At 44.1% G+C, this 26,281-nt stretch carries 17 protein-coding genes and 1 riboswitch; of the genes, 7 read left to right on the top strand and 10 right to left on the bottom strand.

Annotated elements, in window-relative coordinates; genetic code table 11:
* Nucleotides 1–86: 86 nt before the first annotated feature.
* The 5 genes from fdhF to cmoM form a co-directional block, all read right to left on the bottom strand.
* Complete coding sequence (fdhF, locus tag AACT19_RS19020) at nucleotides 87–4,316, bottom strand: formate dehydrogenase subunit alpha (protein ID WP_076648157.1); 4,230 nt, start codon at nucleotides 4,314–4,316, stop codon at nucleotides 87–89.
* Between the two features lie 367 nt (nucleotides 4,317–4,683).
* Nucleotides 4,684–9,144, bottom strand: coding sequence for a chromosome partition protein MukB (gene mukB, locus AACT19_RS19015; RefSeq protein ID WP_076648154.1), 4,461 nt, complete (start codon nucleotides 9,142–9,144; stop codon nucleotides 4,684–4,686).
* Nucleotides 9,141–9,947: a chromosome partition protein MukE gene (gene mukE, locus AACT19_RS19010; protein ID WP_076648151.1), complete on the bottom strand. Its 807-nt coding sequence runs from the start codon at nucleotides 9,945–9,947 to the stop codon at nucleotides 9,141–9,143. Before mukE ends, mukB begins: the two co-directional genes overlap by 4 nt.
* Nucleotides 9,928–11,265, bottom strand: a complete 1,338-nt coding sequence (gene mukF, locus AACT19_RS19005) for a chromosome partition protein MukF (protein ID WP_017078171.1) — start codon at nucleotides 11,263–11,265, stop codon at nucleotides 9,928–9,930. The genes mukE and mukF overlap by 20 nt, the downstream gene beginning before the upstream one ends.
* Before the next feature lie 125 nt (nucleotides 11,266–11,390).
* Nucleotides 11,391–12,176, bottom strand: a complete 786-nt coding sequence (cmoM, locus tag AACT19_RS19000; RefSeq protein WP_017085860.1) for a tRNA uridine 5-oxyacetic acid(34) methyltransferase CmoM — start codon at nucleotides 12,174–12,176, stop codon at nucleotides 11,391–11,393.
* Between the two features lie 115 nt (nucleotides 12,177–12,291).
* Between cmoM and elyC the strand changes: the two genes are divergently transcribed.
* The gene (gene elyC / locus AACT19_RS18995; RefSeq protein WP_029222038.1) at nucleotides 12,292–13,146 is read left to right on the top strand and encodes an envelope biogenesis factor ElyC; all 855 of its coding nucleotides are present in this window, start codon (nucleotides 12,292–12,294) and stop codon (nucleotides 13,144–13,146) included.
* A gap of 226 nt (nucleotides 13,147–13,372) precedes the next feature.
* Here elyC and torR read toward each other — a convergent pair whose 3' ends face one another.
* Complete coding sequence (torR, locus tag AACT19_RS18990) at nucleotides 13,373–14,086, bottom strand: two-component system response regulator TorR (protein WP_004736453.1); 714 nt, start codon at nucleotides 14,084–14,086, stop codon at nucleotides 13,373–13,375.
* Between the two features lie 285 nt (nucleotides 14,087–14,371).
* Between torR and torD the strand changes: the two genes are divergently transcribed.
* The 5 genes from torD (at nucleotide 14,372) to AACT19_RS18965 (ending at nucleotide 18,533) form a co-directional block, all read left to right on the top strand.
* Nucleotides 14,372–15,019, top strand: coding sequence for a molecular chaperone TorD (torD, locus tag AACT19_RS18985; RefSeq protein ID WP_004736450.1), 648 nt, complete (start codon nucleotides 14,372–14,374; stop codon nucleotides 15,017–15,019).
* 316 nt (nucleotides 15,020–15,335) lie between these two features.
* Nucleotides 15,336–16,340: an HTH-type transcriptional repressor PurR gene (gene purR / locus AACT19_RS18980; protein ID WP_017085858.1), complete on the top strand. Its 1,005-nt coding sequence runs from the start codon at nucleotides 15,336–15,338 to the stop codon at nucleotides 16,338–16,340.
* A 170-nt stretch (nucleotides 16,341–16,510) separates the two neighbouring features.
* Nucleotides 16,511–16,596: riboswitch (cyclic di-GMP riboswitch) on the top strand.
* 127 nt (nucleotides 16,597–16,723) lie between these two features.
* A complete protein-coding gene (locus AACT19_RS18975) occupies nucleotides 16,724–17,314 on the top strand; it encodes a TfoX/Sxy family DNA transformation protein (RefSeq protein ID WP_004736448.1) in 591 nt (196 codons plus the stop codon).
* A gap of 134 nt (nucleotides 17,315–17,448) precedes the next feature.
* Complete coding sequence (locus AACT19_RS18970) at nucleotides 17,449–18,129, top strand: TVP38/TMEM64 family protein (protein ID WP_004736447.1); 681 nt, start codon at nucleotides 17,449–17,451, stop codon at nucleotides 18,127–18,129.
* A gap of 86 nt (nucleotides 18,130–18,215) precedes the next feature.
* Complete coding sequence (locus AACT19_RS18965; RefSeq protein WP_017078165.1) at nucleotides 18,216–18,533, top strand: putative signal transducing protein; 318 nt, start codon at nucleotides 18,216–18,218, stop codon at nucleotides 18,531–18,533.
* Nucleotides 18,534–18,681: 148 nt separating this feature from the next.
* On the opposite strand, the gene AACT19_RS18960 is transcribed toward AACT19_RS18965, so the two are convergent.
* The 4 genes from AACT19_RS18960 to topA form a co-directional block, all read right to left on the bottom strand.
* Nucleotides 18,682–19,479, bottom strand: coding sequence for an alpha/beta fold hydrolase (locus AACT19_RS18960; protein ID WP_076648148.1), 798 nt, complete (start codon nucleotides 19,477–19,479; stop codon nucleotides 18,682–18,684).
* A 285-nt stretch (nucleotides 19,480–19,764) separates the two neighbouring features.
* Entirely contained in the window at nucleotides 19,765–21,219 is a 1,455-nt protein-coding gene (gene glgA, locus AACT19_RS18955; RefSeq protein ID WP_076648145.1) for a glycogen synthase GlgA, read from the bottom strand.
* A complete protein-coding gene (glgC, locus tag AACT19_RS18950) occupies nucleotides 21,209–22,438 on the bottom strand; it encodes a glucose-1-phosphate adenylyltransferase (RefSeq protein ID WP_076648142.1) in 1,230 nt (409 codons plus the stop codon). The genes glgA and glgC overlap by 11 nt, the downstream gene beginning before the upstream one ends.
* A gap of 524 nt (nucleotides 22,439–22,962) precedes the next feature.
* Nucleotides 22,963–25,593 carry a type I DNA topoisomerase gene (gene topA / locus AACT19_RS18945; protein WP_017089558.1) on the bottom strand — a complete coding sequence of 877 codons (2,631 nt, stop codon included), beginning with the start codon at nucleotides 25,591–25,593 and terminating at the stop codon, nucleotides 22,963–22,965.
* Between the two features lie 439 nt (nucleotides 25,594–26,032).
* Between topA and AACT19_RS18940 the strand changes: the two genes are divergently transcribed.
* The gene (locus AACT19_RS18940) at nucleotides 26,033–26,278 is read left to right on the top strand and encodes a YciN family protein (protein ID WP_004736440.1); all 246 of its coding nucleotides are present in this window, start codon (nucleotides 26,033–26,035) and stop codon (nucleotides 26,276–26,278) included.
* The last annotated feature ends 3 nt before the right edge of the window (nucleotides 26,279–26,281 follow it).

Genomic DNA, 26,281 nt, shown 5'->3' with positions numbered 1-26,281 from the left:
GAATCTAGCTCAATAAATTAAGCCGCATAACTCTGAGAGTTACGCGGCTTTTTAATGCCTATCGTTAATTAGCTTAACGCTCGGAACTAAACTTCTGTTGTTTCTGCTTCAGACTCACGAATTGGGTCAATGCGGACTGCCGCCACCTTAAACTCTGGGATCTTAGCGTGCGGATCGGTTGCCGTCGTAGTTAAGCGGTTAACTGGAGATTCGACAAAATGGAAGGGAATAAATACCACCCCCTTTTGCATTCGCTTAGTGACAAATGCCGCGATTTCAATTTCTCCACGACGGGTTGATACTTTGAGCATCTGGCCATTCGAGATCCCTAACGCTTCGGCATCATGAACACTCACCATCGCACGTGGTCCTGCCAAGTTATCAAGCCCTTTGGTTTTACGTGTCATGGTCCCGGTGTGGAACTGTTCTAGGATGCGACCTGTCGTTAATACTAGCGGGTATTCCGCATCAGGTAGTTCTGCTGCGTATCTAAACGGAATCGCTTCCATTTGACCACGCCCGCGAGTGAATTGAGTCTGGTGCATGATGCGTGTACCGTCAGGATTATTCTTATTACTTGGCCATTGGACGCCGTTCACCGTAATATTCTCCCAACGTAAACCACCATACTGCGGCGTTACACGTGCTATCTCATTGGTGATATCAGCAACGGTTTTGTAGTCCCAACCGCCGCCCATTGCATTGGCTAGCATTTGAATAATCACCCAATCTTCTTTCGCGTCACCGGGCGGATTAACAGCAGGATTAATACGTTGGACTCGGCGCTCTGTATTGGTGAAGTGGCCAGACTTTTCAGCAAACGAACAAGACGGCAAAACCACATCGGCATACTGAGCGGTTTCGGTTAAGAAAATATCTTGAACCACTAGGAAATCTAACGCTTCAAGGCCTTCAATCACATGCGCTTGATTTGGGTCGCTCAACACTGGGTTCTCACCCATGACATACAGACCGCGAACATCTCGATGGCACGCTCCATCAATAATTTCGGTGAGCGTTAACCCCGCTTCCGCTGGTAAGTCAGCAACACCCCACTCCATCGCGAATTTTTGACGAACTATCGGGTTATACACTTTCTGATAACCTGGAAGGTTGTTCGGCAATGCCCCCATATCACACGCGCCCTGAACATTGGATTGACCACGTAATGGGTTGATACCACCGCCTTCGATACCAATGTTGCCACACAATAGTTGTAGATTAGCGATTGAACGTACGTTGTCGTGGCCAGTGGTGTGTTGCGTAATACCCATCGAATAATACACTGCGGTGCGTTCTGCAGTACCAATCAAGCGAGCCATCGCGAAGATATCTTCCGCTTTCACGCCAGTCACCAATTCGACTTTATCAAGTGAGTAGCTTGGTGACATGACTTCTTGCAATAAGGTATCAAAGCCGTCAACACGATCATCAATATAATCTTGATCGTACCAACCGTGTTTGATGATCTGCTGCATCACACCATTAATCAGCATCACATCGGTGCCCGGTCGGTGCGCTAAGTAAAGCTCAGCGTGGTCAGCAATATCGATTCGTTTTGGATCAGCAACGATCAATCGTGCTCCACCATGCCTCACCGCTTGCTTGATGTGCGAGCCAATAATTGGGTGTGCTGAAGTCGTGTCTGAACCGATAATAAAGATCACATCTGAATGCTTGATACTTGGAATATCATTGGTCATCGCCCCGCTACCCAGCGAAGCCTCTAAACCGGTAACAGTAGAAGCATGACAAAGACGTGCACAGTGATCGACGTTATTAGTGCCTAATTCACGGCGTATGAATTTTTGGAAGGCATAGTTGTCTTCATTGGTGGTTTTCGCCGACGAGAAGCCCGCCAAAGCATTGCTACCAAAGCCCTGTTTAATTGCGGTAAATTTATCAGCAATGAGTTTAATCGCTTCTTCCCAACTTGCAGGTTGCAACCAGCCATCTTTACGAATTAATGGTGTGGTTAAACGCGCATCACTGCCCACAAAATCGAAGCCGAATCGCCCCTTAACACACAACATGCCTTCATTGACCGGAGAGTCACCGCCTTCGATATAACGGATTTTGTTTTTCTGCTCATCGATATGCATGGTTAGCTTACAGCCCACACCACAATAGGTGCAGATGGTATCGACTTTCTTGAGTAGGTCTGTGTCTCCCTGCTTTCTATCACGAGCATCCACCATTGCACCGGTTGGACACGCCTGAATACAAGATCCACATTGAACGCAGTTTGAGTCACCCATTAAGGTCTTGTCTGCCCCAAAATTAGGACGACATTCGGGTCTTGATGCAGGCTTGCCATCAAATTGATTCATGAAGCTTAGAACGCCATGGACATTCTGTTCGCGGCACGCTTGGATACACTGCCCGCAACTGATGCAGCGGTTGGCATCAAAGATAATAAATTCTGAACTGTCATCAACAGCAAATTTTTGTCTTGTTAAACCGACCTTCGCTTCTTCTGCACGAATCGCCTGCCAACTCTCATTCGAAGCCACATCGATTTTGTACTCTGGATGTGTTTGCGTTGCCTTGTATTCAGTCGAGTAGTCTCGTAGGTCGCAATCGGTATTGGCTTGGCAGCCACATTCTAGACATCTTGCTGCTTCCGCAATGGCATCGGCATTATCAAATCCTGTTTCTACTTCGTCGAAGCTTTGTTCACGCTGCTCGGGTGTTAGCTCTGGCATGATCTTACGCGCCATACGCTGTATGGATTTGTATTGCTCAGGATCCACCGCTTTGAGCTGCTTGTGCTTTCTTGAATTAAACGGTTTGGCCGGAATGTTATCCATGTCGCCATGAAAGAACCGATCAATCGCCTGTGCAGCAATGCGCCCATCCCCCACCGCTTCCACTGCAGTTGCAGGGCCGCGTCGGAAATCACCGATACTAAAGATATTGCCGGTACCTGTATGCATGGTTTGCGGATCGGCATCAGCGGTATTCCAACGAGTAAGAGGAATATCAATCGCTTCATTGTCCATAAAGCTCAGATCCGGCTTTTGCGACACGGCAGCAATAACGGTATCAAACGCTTCAACAAAGAACTCGCCCGTTGGTTTAGGGCTGCGACGACCTGACGCATCAGCCGGACCCAAAGCCATACGCTCTAATCGTATTTCTGATACATGACCATTTTCACCGGCTATGTTTTCTGCCGGGTTGGTTAAGAAATGGAACTTCACACCTTCATGCTCAGCTTCTTCGATTTCGTAATCTTCTGCCGGCATCTCATCTCGAGTACGACGATAAATCAGCGTGGTATCCGCACCATCACGCACCGCGGTTCGAGCACAGTCAATCGCGGTATTACCGCCACCGATCACTGCAACCTTTTTACCAGTGACATACTGCTGATCGGTCACGTAATCTTTCAAGTAATCGACGCCTAGATAACAACCGCCAAGATCGCTGCCCGGATAATTCATTTCAACTGCTTGCGATGCACCAACCGCTAAGCAAACCGCATCAAAATCGTTACTCAAATCAGACAGTGTAAAATCAACACCGAGTTTTTTATCACACTCTACCGACATCCCATTACGACACATCAGTTCGATTTCTTTATCTAGAATCGACTTAGGTAAGCGATATTCAGGGATACCGTAACGCAACCAACCTCCCGCTTTGGGCATCGACTCATAAACACTGACATCGTAGCCTTCGTTAGATAGGTAATAACCTGCTGTAAGACCACCGGGGCCACTACCAACAATCGCAATACTCTTGCCTTTGATTGGTTTCTTAGTTGGCATGTAGCTCTCTTGAGCGGCTAAATCTGCGTCGGCAGCGTGTCGTTTGAGTTGACGAATCGCGATGGATTCATCGACCAAGTTGCGACGACATTCCGTTTCACAGAAAGCAGGACATACTCGACCAATCGAAAGGGGCATTGGTAGTGTTTTTTTGATGACCTCTATCGCTTTGATGTGATCATTTTGAGCAATATGATGTAGGTAAGATTGGATATCGACCCCAGCAGGACACGCCGTTTGGCATGGCGCTTCACAATCGGCGTAATGATCGGTCATGATGCGGTTCAACGCGTCTTGCCGATGAGTCGTTAACTGTTTTGACTGGGTGGTAATATTCAGCCCATTAGACACTTCAAGCTCACAAGAACGAGTGACACCAACGCCATCAACTTCAACAACACACAAGTCACACGGTACTTTATCCGCTGTTTTGTTCAAACCACATAAAGATGGGATCTCTAAGCCACATGTTTTTGCCGCTTCAAGAACGGTTTGTCCTTGCTCGACGATTCGATATTTCCCATCAATAACGATTTGAATCATACCTAAGTCCTACCTTTACCTTTCGCACACGCGAGTTATCAATAATTAAAATATAAGTAATACAATATTATTAATATTATTAAATCTATGTCATTACCATACATTATTTGTGGTTTTGTGCGTGTGACCTCAAACAAGTTCCATTGATAATAACCATAAGGTATGAGTGGTCTTATCAGTATCGACGAGAGGATTAGGCGGAAGGTGTTCAGTTGTAGAAGTAAGGAATAAGAAATTAGATTCAAGGTACAAAAAAGCCCCTAATGACTAGGGGCTTTGAACAAATATCATTGAGTCGCTTTCGAGCTTATAGCTAAGCTAACAAGGTTATTGCTCGGCTATCAAGGCTATAACTCGGCTATCAAAGTTATTGCTCAGTTTCTTCGATAAGATCTTGCACCGGAGATGCTGGTTTGTTTTGAGCAAAACCGCGCAGGCCAACAACATGTACGTGTTCGTGGTCTTTGAAGACCTTACGAACCAGTTTGTAGGTTGTACCTTTCTCTGGGCTAATGTTTTCAGGTGCTGCAATCAGAAGTTGCATACCCAAACGGTCACACAGTTCAAACAGCGTAGAGATCGACTTAGAATCCAAACGTGCTGCTTCATCAAGGAACAACAAACGACATGGAACGATGTCTTTACTGCGAAGTCGACGAGATTCCTCTTCCCAGCTCTGAATAACCATCAATAGGATTGACTGACCCGTACCGATCGCCTCACCCGTAGACAATGCGCCCGATTCAGCTTGTAACCAACCGTCTGAACCACGGTTAACTTCAACACTCAGCTCTAGGTAGTTACGGTAATCCAGTAGCTCTTCACCAAGAACTTGTGGAGAACGTTGACCCATATCGATATGCGGGTTCACTCGTTGGAACAACTTCGCCATCGCTTCTGAGAAGGTAAAGCGCGTTGATTCAAACAAGTCTTTGTGTTGCTCTTGTTGAGTCGCTAGCCCTGATAGCAAGATCTCGTGGCTTTCACGGATCTTAACGTTCAGACGTACGCCTTTAACCTGACCAAAGTAAATGTTAGACAAACCTTGGTTCAGCATTCGAATACGGTTCTGCTCGCGCTGAATCGTTTTCTTGATGATGCTTGCTACTGACTCAGAGCTGATTGCCAGGCGATTTTCACGCTGCGTCAATTCTTCTGTTAGTCGAGCTAGCTCCACTTCCATCTCTTCGATTGCTTCAACCGGATCATCCGTGTGAATAATGTCTTGGCGAATACGCTCACGAAGGTGTTGGTAAACCGCAATGTAGAACAGAACTTTACGCTCTGGATGCGCGTTGTCTTCAGATAAACGCAGCGAGTCACGCAGGTCGTCATTGTCGGCTACCGCCAGACGTAGCGCACCCAGTGATTTATCCGACATAGAGCGAAGCTCGCCTGCCGTTAGATAAGCCAGTTCACGTTTATGCAGACGACGTTCAACATCATTCTCACGCGCTAAACGAAGTACTGAACACCAACCCGCTTTCGCTGCAACAACGAAGGTACGAAGCTCGGTGTACTCTTTCTGTACTTTCTTAAGACGCTTAGCCAGTGCTTTCATCTCAAGTTCCGTTGACGTAATGGTACGCTCGTATTCACTCTTACGACCACGTGAAGTATGCAAACGCTCATGCAGTTCGTCACGACGACGTACAGCACGTTCTTCAGCGCCTTCATCAGCATTGACACCAAACTCTTGTAGCTCTTGCTTGAACTCTTGAACCGTTTCTTGCTTCGCTTGATGTGAGCTCTTCAGTGCTGCCAATACTTGGTTGTATTGGTTCATCTGTTCGCGAGCTTGCTTGAAGCCATCACGACCTTTAGTTCGAGCTTGTTCAGCTTGAACCAATTTCGCTTTTAATTGCTCGCTCAGTTCGCTGCTCTTGTTTAAAAGATCAACAGAATCCGCATAGGCAAAGTAGTGACGACGTTCAATCAAGTCAGACAGAGCAAACACTTTACCTTTCAGGCTTTGTAGAGCTTGGTCAGCTTGTTGGTATTGTGCTTCTAGTGTCTCGAACTGTTCAGGGTCTGCGTCTAGTGCAGAAACAATCTGTTCTAAAGACGCCAATGCTTTGCCATGGTTGTTCAAGTACGACTTAGCTTCGCTCAAGCGCTCTAGTTGCGCTTCTAATTCAGCGAGGCGTTCAGCCAATGTTTCGTCTTCTAAAATACGAACCATTGGGGCTAATTTGTCTAGCGCACCCAACGCTTGTTTACTCTGTTGTAGCTGACTACGTTGCTGTTGCTCTTTAGAATTTAATTCAGCCAAAGAACGTACAATCTGGTTACGCTTGTCACGAATAGACACTAGTGCCTGTTCAGGGTCGGCGTTAAATGCAACGTGTAAGTGCTTAGCAACAAAGCTATTGAATGCTTGGTATAGGCGATTCAGCTTTTGTGCATCAAACGCCGCTTTCGCGTGGTTTTCCACAACAACATCACGCTCTTCACGCAATTTCTCTAAACGTTGTTCACGAGCCGCACGGCCAAACAATGGGATCTCAGGGAAACGAGAATAACGCATTTGGCGATCGTTCAGCTGAACACACACCGCGCCCTCTAACTCATCAGCATTGAATGAGCTGTCATCAAATGCATCGACATCGCCTTCAAGGATGTAAAGGTCATCTGGACAATCATCAAGATCCACCAGCTTCTCTTTAATACCATCAAGATCAGAGACCACAATCGCATGACGAGCCGGGCCGTACATCGCACTGAAATACGGTGCATCACCAATGGTAATGTCATCGTAGATCTCAGAAAGCAGAACGCCACCAAGCGTATCCGCTAAACCTTTCAAACGAGGATCGTTAGAACCACCCGGAGAAGCTAAACGCTCAATCTCTTGCTCAAGTTCAGCTCGGCGCGTCGCCAATTGATCTTTAGCAACCGCTTGAGATTTCTCATCTTCAAGCACTTGCTGCATCTGAGTCATTACTGCTTGGCTATCTTCTAGCTCAGCGTCTGTTTGATCTCTTAGGGCTTCAAGTGCGTCGCTCGCCGTGATCCACGCTGGAGCAATAGATTCAAGTTTTTGAATCTCTTGGTCGTGGTTTTGTTGCACACGACGCTGCTCACTCTTCGCTTCACGCAGCTCTTCTTGAGCGTACTCAAGAGACTCGATCTGCATTGCATGGCGTTCACGTTCTTCATCGAAAACCGCTTCGTCAGTCAGTGAGATGTTGTGTTGCTTTTGGTATTCAGTCGCAAGCTCTTTTGCTTGACGCTGCTGCGCCACATCACGAGCCATGTCGCGGTGCTGAGCACGCCACTGTTGTTCGTTTTCAACAACGTGTTTTGCGTTACGGCCTTTTTCTAAAGCTTGCTTAGCACTGTTAGATGCTTCTTTACGCTCAACGTCACCAACGATGCTTTTAACAAGAGCGAGCGCTTTGTCGAACTGCGCAGACGCAGCAGAAGACATGTCTAGTTTATGCTTAGTCGACAGTAACGTTTGAGTGCTTGATTCTTCTTGTGCTTTTAGCTCAGAAACCAGAGTTAATGCGCTTTCTGCAGTAATAGACTCATCACCAAGTAGCTGCTTAGTTTTCTCTAATGCTTGAACCGCTTGTTGGTATTGAAGCGCACGAGTCTGCTGAACATCCAACGCTTGTTGGTAATCAGCAAGCTGAGTTTTCAGGCTATCCACTTCTTCTTCAGTAATGGTTGCCTGCTCTTCAGCAAGAAGTACTCGCTCTTGAGCTTCTTCAACTACCATCATCTGTTCTTCTAGACGCTCATTCAGCTCTTCTAGATCTTCACTGTAGCGAGCAATTTTCTCTTGCTGACGAAGTGCAGTTTGAACCAATTGAAGATGATCCGAAGCCGCTTGATAATCTTGCTCTAGTGCCGATTCTTGATCGACCAACAGCTCAAGCTCTTCTTGAACGCGGTTCAACAAGTTGTTTTGATCAAGCAAGGTTTCGCGAGAACCAAACAGTTCACCACGGAATTTCATAGTTTGATCAAGCTTGTTGCGACGATCGTTGGCATGGCGCATGTAATCTGCTGCCACGTAGTTCGTAGATTCAGTGATCAAGTGCTTGAACAAGTCACGATCCGACTGAGTCGTTTTGATCGCTTCTAGCGTCATGCGGTTTTCACGCAGTGCTGATTCCATATCTTGGAATGCTTTCTTCACGCCACCATTTTGCGGTAGAAGGTAATCACGCAGAGAACGCGTAATCGCACTAGAAATACCGCCGTAAAGTGATGCTTCAATTAAGCGGTAGAACTTAGAACGGTCGCTGCTGTTACGCAGTTTCTTCGGTACCACACCGTATTCAAACATCTGTGAGTGGTAATCAACAATCGAAGAAAACGCTTTAAAATGCGCACCTTCGTATTGTGCAACCGCCGCTTTAACATCGTTCAGCTGGCATACGCGAGCATGGCTGTCTGAAACATTCTGAATCAATACATCCGTTGGTTTCACATGGCTTGGAAGGCCTTGGATTACGAACGGTTTGATGTCTACTTTCTTATCACGACCCGCTACTTGCTGCAGTTTTACTGCAAACAGTAGACGCTGATTACGAGAGTTCACCACATCTAGCGCGGCATAACATGCGCCCGGCTGAAGTTTACCGTAAAGGCCTTTATCACGTGATGACTGTGAACTGCCCGCTTCCGTTGTGTTACGGAAATGCAGAAGGCTTTGGTCAGGGATCAGTGCAGTGATGAATGCCGCCATTGTGGTCGACTTACCCGCACCGTTACCGCCAGAAAGCGTTGTAACCAATCCATCAATATCAAAAGTACGCGCAAAGAAGCCGTTCCAGTTGATCATGGTTAATGATTGATACTTACCTCTTTCAATCATGCTTCACCTTCTACTTTTGTTTGTTCGCCATCGTTTGACTCAAGGTCAAAGCCGGCTTGATCATTAAAAATGTCTTGTTGACCGTTTTCATCTACGTCTAGTTCTAGTTCTGATACAGCTTCCGCTTGTTCTTCATTCAACAAGCTACCCTGGTTAGGCTCTTGGGTATGAACCACAGCTTCACCATCACGGATAAGACGTAATTGCGCTTCTTTCATATCGTCGCCAACACGAACGTCAGCGCCAAAGCGGAATACCGCTTCGCTGATACGGAACTTGCCGGTTTCACCAATCGCAATCAGCATGCCGATACGGCGTAAACGACGCAAAGAAGTACGTACTTTTTCAAAGAGCTTTTCTTTGTCTAAGTCAGAACCAGATGCGCGGTTCGTTGCTAGCTTCATGAGCTTTTTCTCATCCGCTAACGACATCAATTCATCAAACAGTTCTTGATTGGTGAAGATACCTTCATGAGCAAGACGTTCTGGGCTTAGGTATAAGAAACACAACACCTTACCAACCAGCATGTCTAATTCAGACAACACACTACGGCCAATCAGAGATGTAGAACGCGGACGCAGGTAGAAGAAACCCTCCGGCGCTTTTACCAGTTCCGTATTATAACGTTGGTAAAAATGCTGAAGTTCCACTTCGAAATCAGCAAGCAACGCGTGGTTGTCTAGGTCTTCTGTTGAAACATGCTTACCTGAACGCAGCATGCTATCTAGCGCAGGGAACAACGGGTTCGCTATCGCTTTTACCAGTTTCTCTGGCATGTAATCATCAGTACTTGTTAATGACATTTGCTTGTACCTTTGCACCGAAATCGTTGATTGCCTGCCAATCCGGCTGAATAGCCTGATAGTCAGACTCTGAGTAACCTAAGCGCACGGCTTGGTCGACAACAATTCTGGCTAAATCAAAATGGTGTGTGCGAGGGTGTGCTGCGAGGTAATCGCGTAGCACAAGGCCAAGGTCAATTGGCGCGCCTTGCTGTTTGTGAGCTTTTAACATCTCTGCAATTCGTTCTGAAAGCAGATCATTCACTTGCTCAAATTCTTCGTACTCAACGTCGATTGGCGCTTGTCCCATCACTTCATCATCACGAAGCACGAGCGCTTCATCACGAAGATCGGTCAGCTTCTCAGCATCGGCGTAAGTCAATAACCAAGGCGCATCAAAGTAGTCTGTGACTGACTGACGCAAGCGCTGGCTAAAGGCACGGTTTTTATCCATATCGATAGCGGTACGGATAAATTTGTGAACGTGGCGGTCGTAGCCGATCCACAAGTCGATTGCTTGCTGACCCCAACTGGTGATTCGGTCAAGCTTCATTTGCAAACCGAACAGGGTTTCGCCAACGAACTCGAGTTCATCATCACCGTAAACAATTTCTTGAATATCGAGGATCTGTGTTTGCAGTTCATCACCCGCCGCTTGCAAGGTATCTTGCAATTCTTTTAGCGTCGCAGAAGTTTCTGATAGCAAAGCTTCACAGTTATTGATCGCTTCTCGCCAGTCCTTATTTAAAAGGTCGGCAATTTGCTGCTTAACGGTTTGTTGCTGCTCATCCATAACACGTTGGTTAAGATCAATCTGATCGAAAATTTCACCAACTGAATATTTGAGCACGCCGTAAACGTTCTTTTTCCAATGCCCCGGAGTTCCGCCCTTCTGCGCAGCTTCAATGGCTTTTGCCATCTCATCGGCAACCATAGAAAGCTGAATAGACAGTTTTAATTTAGAGAACTGACGGTGACGTAAGTAATAATCAGAGATACCAACGGCCAACGGTGATAAGCGGTATATGCTCGCACCATCGGTGATTTCACTGGTAAAGCGGCTGATCAACTTCTGTTTAACTAGCTCATTGATGGCATTGTTGGCACGAAACGCAGACGCTTCGCCAGTATCTTCAAACAGTCGAGTGACAATGGTAAATGCATCGTGCAGTTCACCTTCGCCCAACTCTTCATCGAACCTTTCATTGCTTAGTACTGCGATAGCAATCAAAAATGCTAAGCGCTCTGGTGGCAAGTTTAATGAAAAATCATGCTGCTTGACCCAGCCCACCAACTCATCAATTGGCTGCTCTTCGGCAGTTTGAGTCATTTCACTCATTGTGGTTCCTGTTACTGTTCTTCGTCATATCGAACGTATTAGATATGACGCCTATTTCTTTATGACGCGGGCTTATTACGATTGCATAGCGCATGTTGTGGCTTCTTTTACCACATTCACCGCTGTTATTGCGCAGGTTTTTGAGCCCAAACGTGAATATAACGGCCTAGCGACAGATATGGCTCTTGGCGACATAGCTGTTTTTCTAGTTCCAATACATCTTCAAATTGGTAATCGCCCATGTACTCCATATTACCTATGTAGTCACTGAAGGAACGAATGCCTGATTTACCACAGATTTCTAGACCGGCGTCTTCTATCCATTGATAAACCTCTTCTGGCTTCAAGCCTTTTTGTGGTTGCAGCTTAAACCGTTTTCGATGTGGCATCCCATTCAATACATGAGGAATGTTGCCACAAATCACATTTTTCAGGACTAATCCGTGGTGGTTGTAAAACATTATCGAGGCAACACCACCGGGTTTTACTTGTTCCAGTAATAAATCAAGCGCCTCTTTAGGATCTGCGAGCCATTCCATTACGGCATGAAACATCACAAAATCAACTTGGCCTTCAAGGTGCTCTGCTACTTTTTGGACCGGAGAATGAATAAACCGATACTGCTCTAGCAAACCCGCTTCACTGATACTTTCTTCTGCTAGCTTCAGCATTTCAGAAGAGAGGTCACAAAGAGAAACGTTATGCCCAAGCGACGCAATTTTTTGCGACATCTGCGCAAGGCCGCCTCCAGCATCAAGCACATGCAGCGGCGAAGCTGATTGCTCAAATTTGCTCAAAGCTTGTTCTAAATCTTCCCATACGATGATCTGACGGATTTCTCCTTTGTCAGAGCCGTAAATATTTTTTGCAAATTTGTGGGCAATATCGTCGAAATTACGGTCTTCAGTCACGGCTACTTGAGTTATTATGTCCTATCGTGCCTGCTATTCTGTCACAGGAATTTCAGGAATAAAGAGGCGATGTCTCTTTTTACTACTAAGTGATGTTTTTTCGGACTATTCGGATATGTTTGAGCTGAAAAAAGTAGTGTCCTCGCTATTGATGCCACTGCCAGCAATGTTAATTCTCGCTTTTCTGGGTTTAGCCCTAGTGATGTTTACTACCAAAAGGAAGACGGGTTGCCTAATCACCCTTTCAGCCCTATGTGGTATTTTCCTAATCGCTTTCCAGCCAGTTTCTAGTCAACTTTTAATGCCAATGGAAAGGCAACACACCGCTTTTTTACCTGTCGATGAAACCGTCGATTACGTGATGGTTCTCGGAAGTGGTCACGTCGTAGACGACCAAATCCCACCAACATCAGAGCTTAGTCGCACCGGTCTAATGCGTTTAAGTGAAGGGATTCGTATTCTACGCCTTTACCCTGGTGCAAAACTCATTTTGTCTGGCTATGGCGCAGGCACTGAGGTGAGCAATGCTAGAATGATGGCCAAAGTTGCGTTGGCTCTAGGTGTCGCAAAGCCCGATATCATTCTGCTTGAAACAGCGAAAGACACATGGGAAGAAGCCCGACAAGCCGCTGCGTTCGTTAAAAATAAAAGAATGGTACTGGTAACTTCCGCTAGCCATATGACTCGCGCATTGAATGAATTCCATGCAGCTGGCATGAAGCCATTACCAGCCCCAACCAATTACCTTGCACAAGAAGGGATTGTTGAACCTTGGAATAAGTACATGCCTAAAGCTCTTTACCTTGAGCAAACTGAGCGTTACTGGCACGAAACAATGGGGTTGATGTGGCAAAGCCTGCGTGATTGGCTTGATACAAGCAATGACACCGTTGAAGAACCCATTGTTGTTCCTGAAACATCTCGCTTAGTTGAAGATGACGGTGGTATTTCTGCGGCTCAGCCTCAATAAACTCAACCGAATCAGTAAACTGAATTTTATCAGTAGACATAGTCTTACCTGTAGAAATAGTCTTATCTGTAGACTCGGCCAGATAGGCAAGACTGATTAACCAAGTAGTTTGCAGGTTTCCAGTTCGTAGACAATAAAAGCTAAGCAATAAAAAAGCCGAGACATCAATGATGTCTCGGCTTTTTACGTTTAAATATCGTTGTTGATTAGTCATTCCTAAAGGAAATCAATCACCAGCGAACATGTAACCTTCACCGTGAACCGTTACAAAAATTTGTGGATTCTTAGGGTCAAACTCCATCTTCGCACGCATACGACGGATTAACACATCGATAGTTCGATCGTTTGGAGCATCCACTCGGTGACTGATCATATTCAGAATGCGTTCACGACTTAATACCTGGTTAGGATAAGAAGAGAGCGCAACCAACAGTTCATATTCAGCTTTAGTCAGTTTTACCGGTTCGCCGTTTTTGCTTAGCGCACGACGAGGGATATCAAACGTCCACTCACCAAAACGAACCACAGATTCGTCTTCAGTCTCTTCAACCTTACCTGCTGCTGTTTTACGAGCGGCAGAAATGCGCCAAAGTAGGTTTTTAACTCGAACCAATAACTCGCGAAGTTCGAAGGGTTTAGTAACGTAATCGTCAGCGCCCATTTCAAGGCCAACGATTTTGTCGATGCTATCCGTGCGTCCAGTAACTAAAATAATTCCAATGTCTGATTGACTGCGTAATTCGCGAGTTAGCATCAATCCATCTTCGCCTGGTAAGTTGATGTCCAGCATAATGAGGTCAACGTTGTTTTCTTCTAACACGTTTCTCATTTGAGCGCCGCTTTCTGCTTCGCTTACTGTGTAACCTTCGTTCTGGAAGTATCCGACCAGTTTACTGCGGGTTACCACATCATCTTCTACGACTAATACGTGATAGCTCATCTACACCACTTTTCTTATTTAATAGTTTCAGTGACTATTCTATTCATAACTCGTAACAATTCTAGTGGTACACAAGATAAAAGCCAGAAACATGGATCTTTTTTGATACAAGACAATCTTAAACCTTGCTATTTATCGTCCATCGCAATTCAATATAGGCATTACTACTAACGAGTAACTTTGCGTTTCGCAAATAACCTTGTTATTCAGCCTTGGTGTGCTTATGCACTAGTGACTTCAAGATGCATATAAGTAACACCACAAGACTAAATCAGGATCTAAGAAATGAAAGATACGAAAGCGTTCAACGAGCAAAGAGCAGAAATATACTGGTGGCTATCAAGCTTATTCGCTAAAGAGATCACTCAAGAAGAACTCGATCACTACCACTCTGTTGAAATTCGTTCTTTCCTAACTGGTTTAGGCGAAAATGAAACACTAAAGCCGGCGATCGATAGCCTAGTGGATGCGCTAAACCGCCTACAAACGCGTGAAGATGCTCAACTAGAATTGTCTGCTGACTTCTGTGACTTATTCTTAAAAACAGATAAGCATGGCGCACTTCCTTACGCTTCTATGTATATCGGTGAGACTGGCCTTTTGAATGATAAGCCAGCAAAAGATATGGAAGAGATCATGGCTAAGCACAACTTAGTGGTGAACCAAGATCTAAAAGAACCAGCTGACCACATCGCTATCGAACTCGACTTCCTTGGCAACTTGATCATCCGTTCTAATGAAACTGAGCTTGAAGAAGAGCTAGAAAAATCGTTCATTGTTCAACAGCAATTTATCGAGCAACAACTTCTTACTTGGGTACCAAAGTTCAACGTTAAATGTCATGACGTTGACGAATTCGGTTTCTACGCTTCAGTCTCATCTCTGCTACTTGCATTCTGCAAATTGGACACCCAATACCTCGCTGGTGAATAAGCTTATTGGATGACTCGTTAAATAAATTCAGAAGAATGTGACAATTCACCCGGATTTCCGGGTGAATTTTATTGCGAGTAATTTCTAGTCAGTCTAAAATTGTGACCGCAAACGATAAAATATGAAACATTCACGAAATGCTATGCTTATTATAGTTTTGAGCATTTCGGTGTTAAGACAAGCCGCTCAATAGCGGTTTTTTGTTTTTTAGCACTTTAGTACCCAAAGAGCCCTACAAATTTAAGCTCTTAGTTAGGTAGCTTAACGGCTACTTCATTCCGTACTTTGGGAAAGTAGCTTCTAATAGGATAAAACCATGGCCACTATAAAAGATGTCGCTCGCTTAGCAGGCGTATCAACAACAACCGTTTCTCACGTAATCAACAAAACTCGCTTTGTTGCAGAAGCGACGCAAGAAAAAGTAAATAAAGCCGTAGACGAACTGAACTATGCACCAAGTGCCGTTGCTCGTAGTTTGAAGTGCAATACAACCCGCACTATCGGCATGCTAGTTACTCAATCAACTAACCTATTCTTCTCTGAAGTTATCGATGGTGTTGAAAGCTACTGCTACCGTCAAGGTTACACTTTGATCCTGTGTAATACGGGCGGTATCTATGAGAAGCAACGTGACTACATTCGAATGCTTGCTGAGAAACGTGTAGATGGCATCTTAGTTATGTGTTCTGACCTAACTGAAGAACTGAGAGGCATGTTAGACCGTCACGCTGACATCCCTAAAGTAATTATGGATTGGGGTCCTGAGAGTTCTCAAGCAGATAAGATCATCGACAACTCTGAGGAAGGTGGTTACCTAGCGACCAAATACCTCATTGATCACGGTCACTCCAAGATTGCTTGTTTAAGTGGCCACTTAGACAAAGCGGCATGTGTTGAACGCATCGCGGGTTACAAACGCGCACTCAACGAAGCTAAGATTGCCACCGATGATAACATGATCATTGAAGGTAACTTCGAGTGTGATACTGCGGTTCTTGCTGCAGAGAAAATCATTAAGATGGTAGATCGCCCAACGGCAGTTTTCTGTTTTAACGACACGATGGCACTTGGCCTAATGAGCAGGTTGCAAGAGAAAGGAATTCGTATCCCTGAAGATATTTCAGTGATCGGCTATGACAACATCGAGTTGGCTGAATACTTCTCTCCGCCGTTAACAACGGTTCACCAACCCAAACGTCGTGTTGGTAAGAACGCTTTCGAAATTTTGTTAGAACGCATTAAAGATAAAGACCATGAAAAGCGTGTGTTCGAAATGCACCCTGAAATTGTTGAGCGAAGCACAGTTAAAACGTTAAATTAATTGATAAATTCAGTTTAATATAATTAAGCGCACCTTTAGGTGCGCTTTTTTTATCAACAACATAAATGAACCTGGTATCATACTGGAAAGATCATTAATTGAAGCAATATCACATTTTGAAATAACAAGTGTGAGCCTCATTCAACAAAAACTTTATTCTATTCAATCAGTCACGCACAGGGCAAATCACTTGAAAGAGTGAGACGCAAAGCTTCCGGCCTAAACCACTCGTTGGTATGGTAGCGGGGTTACCGATGGCAAAATGCAGTAATTACTAATAATTTAGTAATTTACGGCTAATTGACAATTTAATTGCAACATTTTGCTAATCTCTCGGACCTGCTTATTTGGTGGCGTAGTTCAAATACACCGAGATAAATAACATGGATAAACCGATACTAAAGGATTCAATGAAATTATTTGAATCCCTAGGAAAAATAAAATCACGCTCGATGTTTGGTGGCTTCGGTCTTTTTGCTGATGACACTATGTTTGCTCTGGTTGTAAATGACCAGTTGCACATACGAGCAGACAAATGCACAACGAAACAGTTCGAACAACAAGGGTTTCAACCGTACGTCTACAAAAAACGTGGTTTCCCTGTCGTTACTAAATATTTCGCTTTACCTGAAGGCCTGTGGCAAGACCAAGAGAAAATCTTGCAGCTTGCAACGACGTCTCTGGGTTTTGCTAAAGAAGAAAAAGCTGAGCAATCTTCAGCTAAGCCTACTCGACTCAAAGATCTGCCCAACCTTCGACTCGCCACTGAGCGTATGTTGAAAAAAGCAGGGATCGATTCCGTAGAACGTTTATATGAATCTGGCTCTGTAAACGCATTTAACGCCATCAAAGAATCACATGCGTCTTCTGTCAGTATTGAACTACTTTGGGCGTTAGAAGGCGCGATCAATGGCACACATTGGTCTGTTATACCGCAGCAGCGTCGTGAAGAGCTTATCAATCGCGTCAATTAACATTGTCAGTGCAAATTATCTATATAACTAAGCCGCATTTACTGCGGCTTTTTTTATATCTGCTGAAAGTTAATCTATGCTTTGCCTGTCTATCTATACTAATGGTATACATTGAAAATTTAGAGGAAGTATCAATGAGTAAGAAAATGATATTGGGTATTGTGTTGGTCGTAACCATCGTCTTGTTAGGCGTCAATTTCGGCCAATACCTAACGCTTGAAAATGCCAAGGCCCAACAAGCCGTTTTAAATGACTACATTGATAGCAACTTCATTGCTGCCGCTGCTATCTATTTTGTCGCATATGTAATGATTACTGCTTTCTCAATTCCTGGTGCTGCTGTTGTGACCTTGTTAGGAGCTGCGCTATTTGGTTTCTGGAATAGTTTGCTGCTGGTCTCTTTCGCCAGTGCCATTGGTGCAACTCTCGCATTTTTAAGTAGCCGCTACCTTTTACGTGACTGGATCCAAACCAAATTTGGTGACAAATTAGCAACGATTAACAAGGGCGTTGAAAAAGACGGAGCATTTTACTTGTTTTCTCTGCGTCTGATTCCTGTATTCCCATTTTTCCTTATCAATCTGTTGATGGGTCTAACACCGATGTCCGTGAGTCGTTACTACATTACGAGTCAAATAGGGATGTTACCGGGTACTGCTGTTTTCTTGAATGCTGGTACTCAACTCGCGGAAATTGATTCACTTTCGGGTATCGTGTCTCCTTCAGTACTTTTGTCATTTGCCTTACTGGGTGTATTCCCAATCATTGCTAAATGGCTGATGAATAAATTTCGCTCAGCACCTGTGGCTGAATAACGTATATAACTGAATAACTGAATAACTGAATAACGTATACTTATAATAGCTAAATAACGCATATAGCCAGATAAGGTTCTATCTCAATGAAAATCTTCAGTGCATCGAATCCGACAGAAGCCCACATCATCTGTGGATTACTAGAAAGTGTGAATATTGCGTGTGAAGTTCGTGGTGAAGGGTTATTCGGTTTGAAAGGGGAAATCCCATTTACCGAAGAAACTGACCCTTACGTATGGTTATATGAGCCAGAATTGGCGAGCAAAGCCCGGGCAGTTGTTAATGACTACCAGAAACAGCAAGATTCGATCATTTATGAAGAGTGGCGTTGCGGAGAATGTCATGAAGTCAACGAAGCACAATTCGGTTCTTGTTGGCAGTGCGGTGCTGCTTCACCTGAATAGCAGGTTTTGAAAGGTAAAGTGGCTCCAACGACCTTATATAACAACTCGGTCAGATACCTCCTCCAAATAAAAACGGGAAGCTAAAGTTAGCTTCCCGTTTTTATTTCAATTCGATTAAATCATCATCTTTGATTTCACGCCTAGAAAATCACTGAATTTGTTTTTGAATAAACGCAATCGAACGCTGGTTAAACTCTTCAGGGTTTTCCACGTTACATACGTGCCCACAATTCGGAATCTCTACTAGCTCGCTCGACTCATGCGCTGCGACCATTTCTTTTACAGGCTTAATAAACATGTAGTCGCGTTCGCCCATCAAATACAAAGTCGGTATTGGTAGCTCTCTATCTTTAAAATATTTCATCAAGGGGTTTACATCAGCCGTTAAGATAAACCAGCGCTTAAACTCTTTTTGGCACAATTTTTTGGCTTCGCGGATAAAAAGATGACGAGACTCTTTTTGGCTTTTTTGTGGCATCACAACATAAGCAAAAAGGCTGTATAACCACATGTAAGGAATGATGTGCTTGCTGAGGTTACCCAACTTGATTAACACTTGAGAGCGAATATTTAGCTTAGTGACAGCGCCACCCAGTACCATTGAACGTACACGGCCAGCCGCTAACTCGGCAACGTTACGCACAATAATCGTGCCCAAAGACATGCCAACGAAATGTGCAGAACGGATCTTAAGATGGTCTAACACTTTAAGAATATCAAGCGTCACCGATTTGAACGTATAACGATTCGAAATCAGCCCTTTAAGTATATTGTCTGATTTACCGTGCCCTCTCAGATCAATGAGAAGTAAGTTGAAGTGCTGTTTATACGCTTTGATCTGCTTAAACCAAATGGAGGAACTGCCTCCTGCGCCATGCACAAATACAACCCACTCATCGCTCGTAGGGTGAGTAAATGTTTTATGAAATAGTAAACTCTCAGACATACCTATCGCTTTAATTATTGGAATGGTGCTCTGCCTCATCACAAGGCGATGGCTAAGGATATCACGCAATCAAGAAATTTAAGTGATAATAGTGTCAAACCTAACATTAGTCATGTGAATACCTACCCCACCTTTTCTACCTGACTAAAATGAGTTTGCAAGTTTTCTCTTCCTAAACGTGATGTGATCTGACCAGAAAACAAAAAGGCACTCTACTATCAGAGCGCCTTCTACTATTAAGTTCAGTTGTTATACATCAGCTTATTTTACAGCTAATTCAGCACTTTAAAATGCAGAATGGTACATCGTAAGATATTCTTTTGCCGCATCTTCCCAACTAAAATCTTGTTGCATCGCGTAAAGTTGAACACGCTTAATTTCAGCGGGGTTTTGTGCATAAAGTAGTAATGAACGATGCAATACTGCCAGTAACGCTTGCGGTGTTGGCTCTTCAAAAGCAAAGCCGGTCGCTATCTCGGGATCCTGATCGTAATCATTCACACTGTCTTTTAAACCGCCCACAGAGCGAACAATCGGTAACGTACCGTAAGCCATGCTGTAGATTTGGTTTAAGCCACAAGGTTCGAACTCCGAAGGCATCAAGAAGAAATCAGAACCCGCTTCAACTAAGTGCGCAAGCTCATTATTATACGCTTCTACAAACGAGAACTTATCTGAGTGAAGTGCCGACAGCTCTTTCAACTGACTCGCTAAAACTGGATCACCAGTACCGACAATCACGATCTGAAGATCGTTTTTCAAAAACTGTTCGATGATAGGCAGTAAGTAATGAACACCTTTCTGATTAGTCAAACGACAAACCATGCCATAAACCGCACAATCGGTGACGGGGAGGCCAACATCTTGCTGCAGTTTTTGCTTACAAGCTGACTTCCCACGAACCATGCTGTGCTTTGTCGCTTTGAATTTACGAGGAAGGAAAGCGTCCGTTTCCGGGTTCCAAGCTCCGTAATCACAACCATTCAAAATGCCAAAAAGATCCGCGGATCTGTACTGGAATTCTGCTGCCATACCATGACTGCCTAATTCCGTTTTCAACTCCTCGGCATACGTTGGACTTACTGCGTTCACCTTATCAGCACACATCACGCCGGCTCTCAGCATTGTGACATGCGTGTCACTCACTGAAGCTTCAGGCACATTGTAGCTATGCATTTCTGGTAGAAATTGCAGTTCATCGTATGCGAACACACCTTTGAAAACTGCGTTGTGAATTGAGATAACACTGCGCGTATTTTCAAAGAAATCATGTTGTTGATAACGTGATTTAAGCAAAAAAGGAACAAAGCCTGTATGCCAGTCATTTGCATGAATGATATCAGGTTGGAAGCCAAGCTTAGGAAGCATATCAAGGCAGGCTGCACTGAAGAACGAGAAACGCTCTCCGTTATCTGAGTAAGCTTGATTATTTTCTGCGTACATTTCTGGACGGTCGAAATATTTGGCACATTCGATACCAAAAACTTGAACACCTTCTACACTCAGTTTTTTGACTTGGTAAGCGGTATGAGGCCAATGATCGAGCTCGGTCGATAAAATGACTTCGGCTTCATCAATGTTTGGAATGTTTCTATACGCGGGGATAGTCACTCGAACGTCCTGTTCGAGTGTTTGTAACGCTTTCGGCAGTGCCTTGGCTACATCAGCCAAGCCACCACTTTTAATCAAGCCTTCAACTTCAGACGCTACAAAAAGTACCGAGAGAGTTTTAGTAACCAACTCGTGCTCCTTTAGAAATAACAACTACACCATCGTCAGATACGTGGTAATGCTTTTTATCTTCTGTCAGGTTTACACCAATTTGAGTGCCTGGTGCGATGTCTGCATCTTTATCAATGATAACGCGACGAAGTATACAACCCTCGCCCACCTTCACATCACCTAATAAAATACTCTCACTAATATCACACGCTGATGCGATATTGCTTCGGAAGCCTAATACACTCTTTTCAATACGCGAACCACGTACGTAACTACCGCTACACACAAGGCTATCAATGATCTGAATTCGACCATTAGCCGAGTCAGTAAATGTAGCTGGTGGTAGTGGCGGATAGTAAGTGTGTAGAGGCCATTTACGGTTGTATAGCGAGAATGGTGCATCTTTCTTAAGAAGGTCCATATGTGCTTGCCAGTACGCATCAATCGTACCTACATCGCGCCAGTAAACTTCTTCTTTCTCACCAGTAATGCGGTTGGTGCTGAAATCATAAACAAACACATCACCGCGTGGGAACATGTTTGGAATAATGTCTTTCCCAAAGTCATGTGAAGATTCAGGTTTATCTGCATCTTCCGTTAGTTCAGCAAAAAGTTCTTTCGCTTCAAACACGTAGTTGCCCATTGAAACGAGCGCTGACTCTGGGTCTCCTGGAATCGACTTCGGATTTGCAGGCTTCTCTTCAAAGCCAATCATGCGGCCTTCAGCATCCACCTCGATAACACCGAATTCTGATGCTTCAGCAAGCGGCATACGCAGTGCAGAGACGGTTAACGCTGCTTTCTTTTCTTTATGGAAATCAAGCATTTGTTTGATGTCCATTTTATAGATATGGTCAGAACCAAAAATACAGACTTGATCTGGCTCTTCCAGCTCCATAAAACCCATATTTTGGTAGATAGCATCTGCTGTGCCTTCATACCAACGCTTTCCTTTACGCATTTGCGCAGGAATTGGGTCGATAAAACGATCTGTGATGCCACTGATATTCCAACCTTTTTTCATGTGGTGGAACAGAGATTGTGACTTAAATTGTGTTAATACGTAGATCTTCATAAGATCAGCATTAACGAAGTTGTTCAAAGCGAAATCAATTAAGCGGTAACTACCACCGAAAGGAACCGAGGGTTTGCTGCGAGATTCAGTCAAAGGTCTTAAGCGAGAGCCTTCACCACCAGCAAGAATCATTCCCAATACACCAGCCATTTTATTCTCCATATATCTATAGCTTGTCGATGTCAGTACTCGTAGAGGTGTCTTCCTCTGGGGGATGAGCACTAACACTTATTTCGGTACTTAACGAATATTCATTCACATACAGTGACAATATCCTAAGCCAAACGTTGTTATGCGTGCACTATTCTTTGCACTTGGTTTTATATACGTTATCGACTTTTCGGTCGATTTCAATTTTTAATACGCCATTCTGTGCTATGTAAGCTGATTGCTTTCCTAAGACTTAAAGCAGCTCACACTACACCGTGCGGGCGAAACATTACATTAACACCCGTCACACATCAGGTATACAACTAAACACTGATCTTTGAGTTACAATATTTGAATTAAGTTACATTCTCGTTAAAGTTGCATAAGAAGATATAATTAATCATCTCCATTTATTTTACCCTGTGAATTTAATAAATTCTCGCAATCAATACACCAAATCAACCAGTTGCATAATTAGTCGTATTTTGGTCAAAAAAAAACAGCCTAATGGCTGTTTTTTTTCAAATAACGTTCAGTTACTTCTCTTTAGGCTTTTTACGTTTATCCGTAATTTCCCACTTACCATCGATGTACAACGCAGTCCAACCAGATGGTTTACCATCCGCTTCAGTACGAACGTAGTTCTCTTTGGTCTTACGACTAAAACGAACGACTGTCGGCTTGCCATCAGGATCAGCAACTGGTGCTGATGTCAGGTATTGGAATTTAGGTGAAATACGGTCTTTAAAACGTACCAGCTCTTCCACTAATGGCGCACGTGTTTCACGTGATTTAGGAAAGTTGCTCGCTGCCATAAATAGACCAGAAGCACCGTCACGAAGTACGAAGTACGCATCTGAGTTTTCACATGGAAGTTCAGGAAAATGCACTGGGTCTTCTTTAGGTGGCGCTACTTCGCCATTTCTCAGAATCTTACGAGTGTTCTTACAATCTTCACTCGTACAGTCCATGTATTTACCGAAACGACCGTTCTTCAGAACCATGTCAGAACCACATTTGTCACACTCAACAAGTGGACCATCGTAGCCTTTGACTTTGAATTCGCCATGTTCAACCACATAACCTTCACAGTTAGGGTTGTTACCACACACGTGCATCTTACGCTTATCATCAATCAGATAAGCATCCATTGCCGTTTCACAAATAGGACAACGCTTTTTCGCTCGAAGTGCTGCTGTTTCAACGTCTTCTTCAAGAACGTTGATAATACCTTCTTCATCACCAAGGTTGATTGTTGTCTTACAACGCTCTTTTGGTGGAAGTGCATAACCAGAACAACCTAGGAATACGCCTGTCGAAGCTGTACGAATACCCATTTTACGGCTACAAGTTGGACACTCAATATCGGTTTCTACGATATGATTTGGCTTCATGCCACCAGCGTCTTCGTCTAAATCCGCTTTTTCCAAATCGCCAGTAAAGTCTTCGAAGAAGTTATCTAGCACGCCTTTCCAGCTTGCTTCGCCTTCTGCAATTTGGTCTAACTTCTGCTCCATACGAGCAGTAAAGTCATAGTTCATTAGATCATTGAAACTGCCATCTAGACGGTCAGTAACAATTTCACCCATCTTCTCAGCATAGAAACGGCGCTGTTCAACTTTTACATAGCCGCGATCTTGAATCGTCGAGATGATTGATGCGTAAGTTGAAGGACGACCAATACCGCGCTTCTCAAGCTCTTTAACCAGCGCAGCTTCAGTGAAACGTGCTGGTGGCTTAGTGAAGTGCTGTTTAGGGTCGAGTGCGATTAAGTCTAGCTTTTCACCAACCTGTACAGCAGGAAGAATAGTATCTTCATTTTTGCCCATTGGACGTTGAACGCGAGTCCAACCGTCAAACTTAAGAATACGGCCTTTCGCTTTTAACGTGTACTCATCCGCTTTAACGCTTACTGTCGTTGAATCGTATTGCGCAGGTGTCATTTGACAAGCAACGAATTGATTCCAAATCAGTGAATATAGCTTGTGTGCGTCTGCGTCTACGCCGTTTAGGTCTTCCGACTTAACATCTACACTTGAAGGACGAATCGCTTCGTGGGCCTCTTGAGCGCCCTCTTTGCTGCCGTATACAAGTGCTTTAGGTGGAAGATATTGCGCGCCGTACTCAGAACCAATGTATTCACGAGCGGCTTCTACAGCTTCTGAACTCAAGTTGGTTGAGTCAGTACGCATATAAGTGATGTAACCCGCTTCATACAAACGTTGAGCCAACATCATGGTTTTCTTCACGCCGTAACCAAGACGCGTACTCGCCGCTTGTTGCAGCGTAGACGTGATGTAAGGGGCAGACGGCTTACTCTTAGTTGGGCGGTCTTCACGTTTACATACTTCGTATTGAGCTTTTTCTAAAACGCTAACTGCAGCTTGTGTTTGCGCTTCATTATCAGGTTTAAACGCAACACCGTCTTTCTGAGCGACTTGCAGTCTGAAATCTGTTTTGTCTGCTGTTTTGGTATCAGCATGCACATCCCAGAACTCTTCGGGGATAAAAGCGTTGATCTCGCGCTCGCGCTCAACCAGTAGTTTTACAGCGACTGATTGAACACGGCCAGCGGATAGGCCTCGTGCTACTTTCTTCCAAAGCAGTGGTGACACCATAAAGCCAACAACACGGTCCATAAAACGTCGTGCTTGTTGTGCGTTTACACCATCAATGTTCAGCTCACCTGGAGTTTCAAAAGCTTGTTGAATAGCATTTTTAGTGATTTCGTTAAAAACCACTCGCTTGTATCGCGTTTCATCACCACCGATGATCTCACGAAGGTGCCATGCGATAGCTTCTCCTTCGCGGTCCAAATCGGTTGCGAGATAAACATGGTCTGCGTTCTCAGCCAGTTTTTGCAATTCAGCAACAACTTTTTCTTTACCAGGTAAAATTTGGTAGTTCGCTTCCCACTCTTGATATGGGTTGATACCCATCTTTTTAATGAGAGCTTTGCGATCTTTTTCTTTCTTGATACGAGCTTTATCTTCTGGGCTCATACCCTTGGTTGAAACTGCAGCAGCCTTTTGACCAGTACTTTGACCCGCCGTTGGTAAATCACGTACGTGACCTACACTCGACTTAACGACAAAGTCTTTGCCAAGATATTTATTGATAGTTTTAGCCTTGGCTGGCGACTCCACTATAACGAGCGATTTACCCATATTGACTCTAACGTCCTTAATCACGATGCTTCAGCACCAACAATTTAGCTTGTGGGCTTTTACGCATGATATTCTAAATTCATTGCTTCTTTTTTTACTATTGTGCGAGATTACTAGAAGATCAACCGCTTTTTTCAAAATTGGATCTGATCGCTCGACAATTCGACGACTCATAGAGAAAAGGGGCACAATATAAAGAAGCTATAAAGTACTCACTAAGAATACTTGCAAGAGCCTATTCATCAGGCATTACGTCTAAACGGGCTCATACTAAGCTTGTCCGCGAATCTAACGCGAGCCCCATTCAATTATTTTTGCCGTAAATCACAAAATAAATTGTGGATGTTTGAAAAGACTCTCTTAATCGGTTGTGAAATCATTGAATTTCTAGTTCGACACCATAAACTCAACGTTATATTCAGTTATCAGAGATAAACTCATGACAAAGAAAGTAATAGCAGAATTTGATTTACTGCTTATCGCAAACCAAATTATCCAATCACATGATGACTACATTGAAGGCATGCGCGCAAACAGCGTAGTAGAAAAAGACGATGTCCTCATCTTCAAAGGTGAATACTTCTTAGACAGCAATGGAATGCCGACAGAGAATACAACCGCAGTATTTAACATGTTTAAATACTTAGCGCACCATCTTTCAAAAGAATTTACGCTTCAGCAATAACGA

The organism is Vibrio sp. 10N.222.47.A9, assembly GCF_963872585.1.
GTDB lineage: Bacteria > Pseudomonadota > Gammaproteobacteria > Enterobacterales > Vibrionaceae > Vibrio > Vibrio splendidus.
This window is presented reverse-complemented; position numbering and strand designations above follow the sequence as displayed.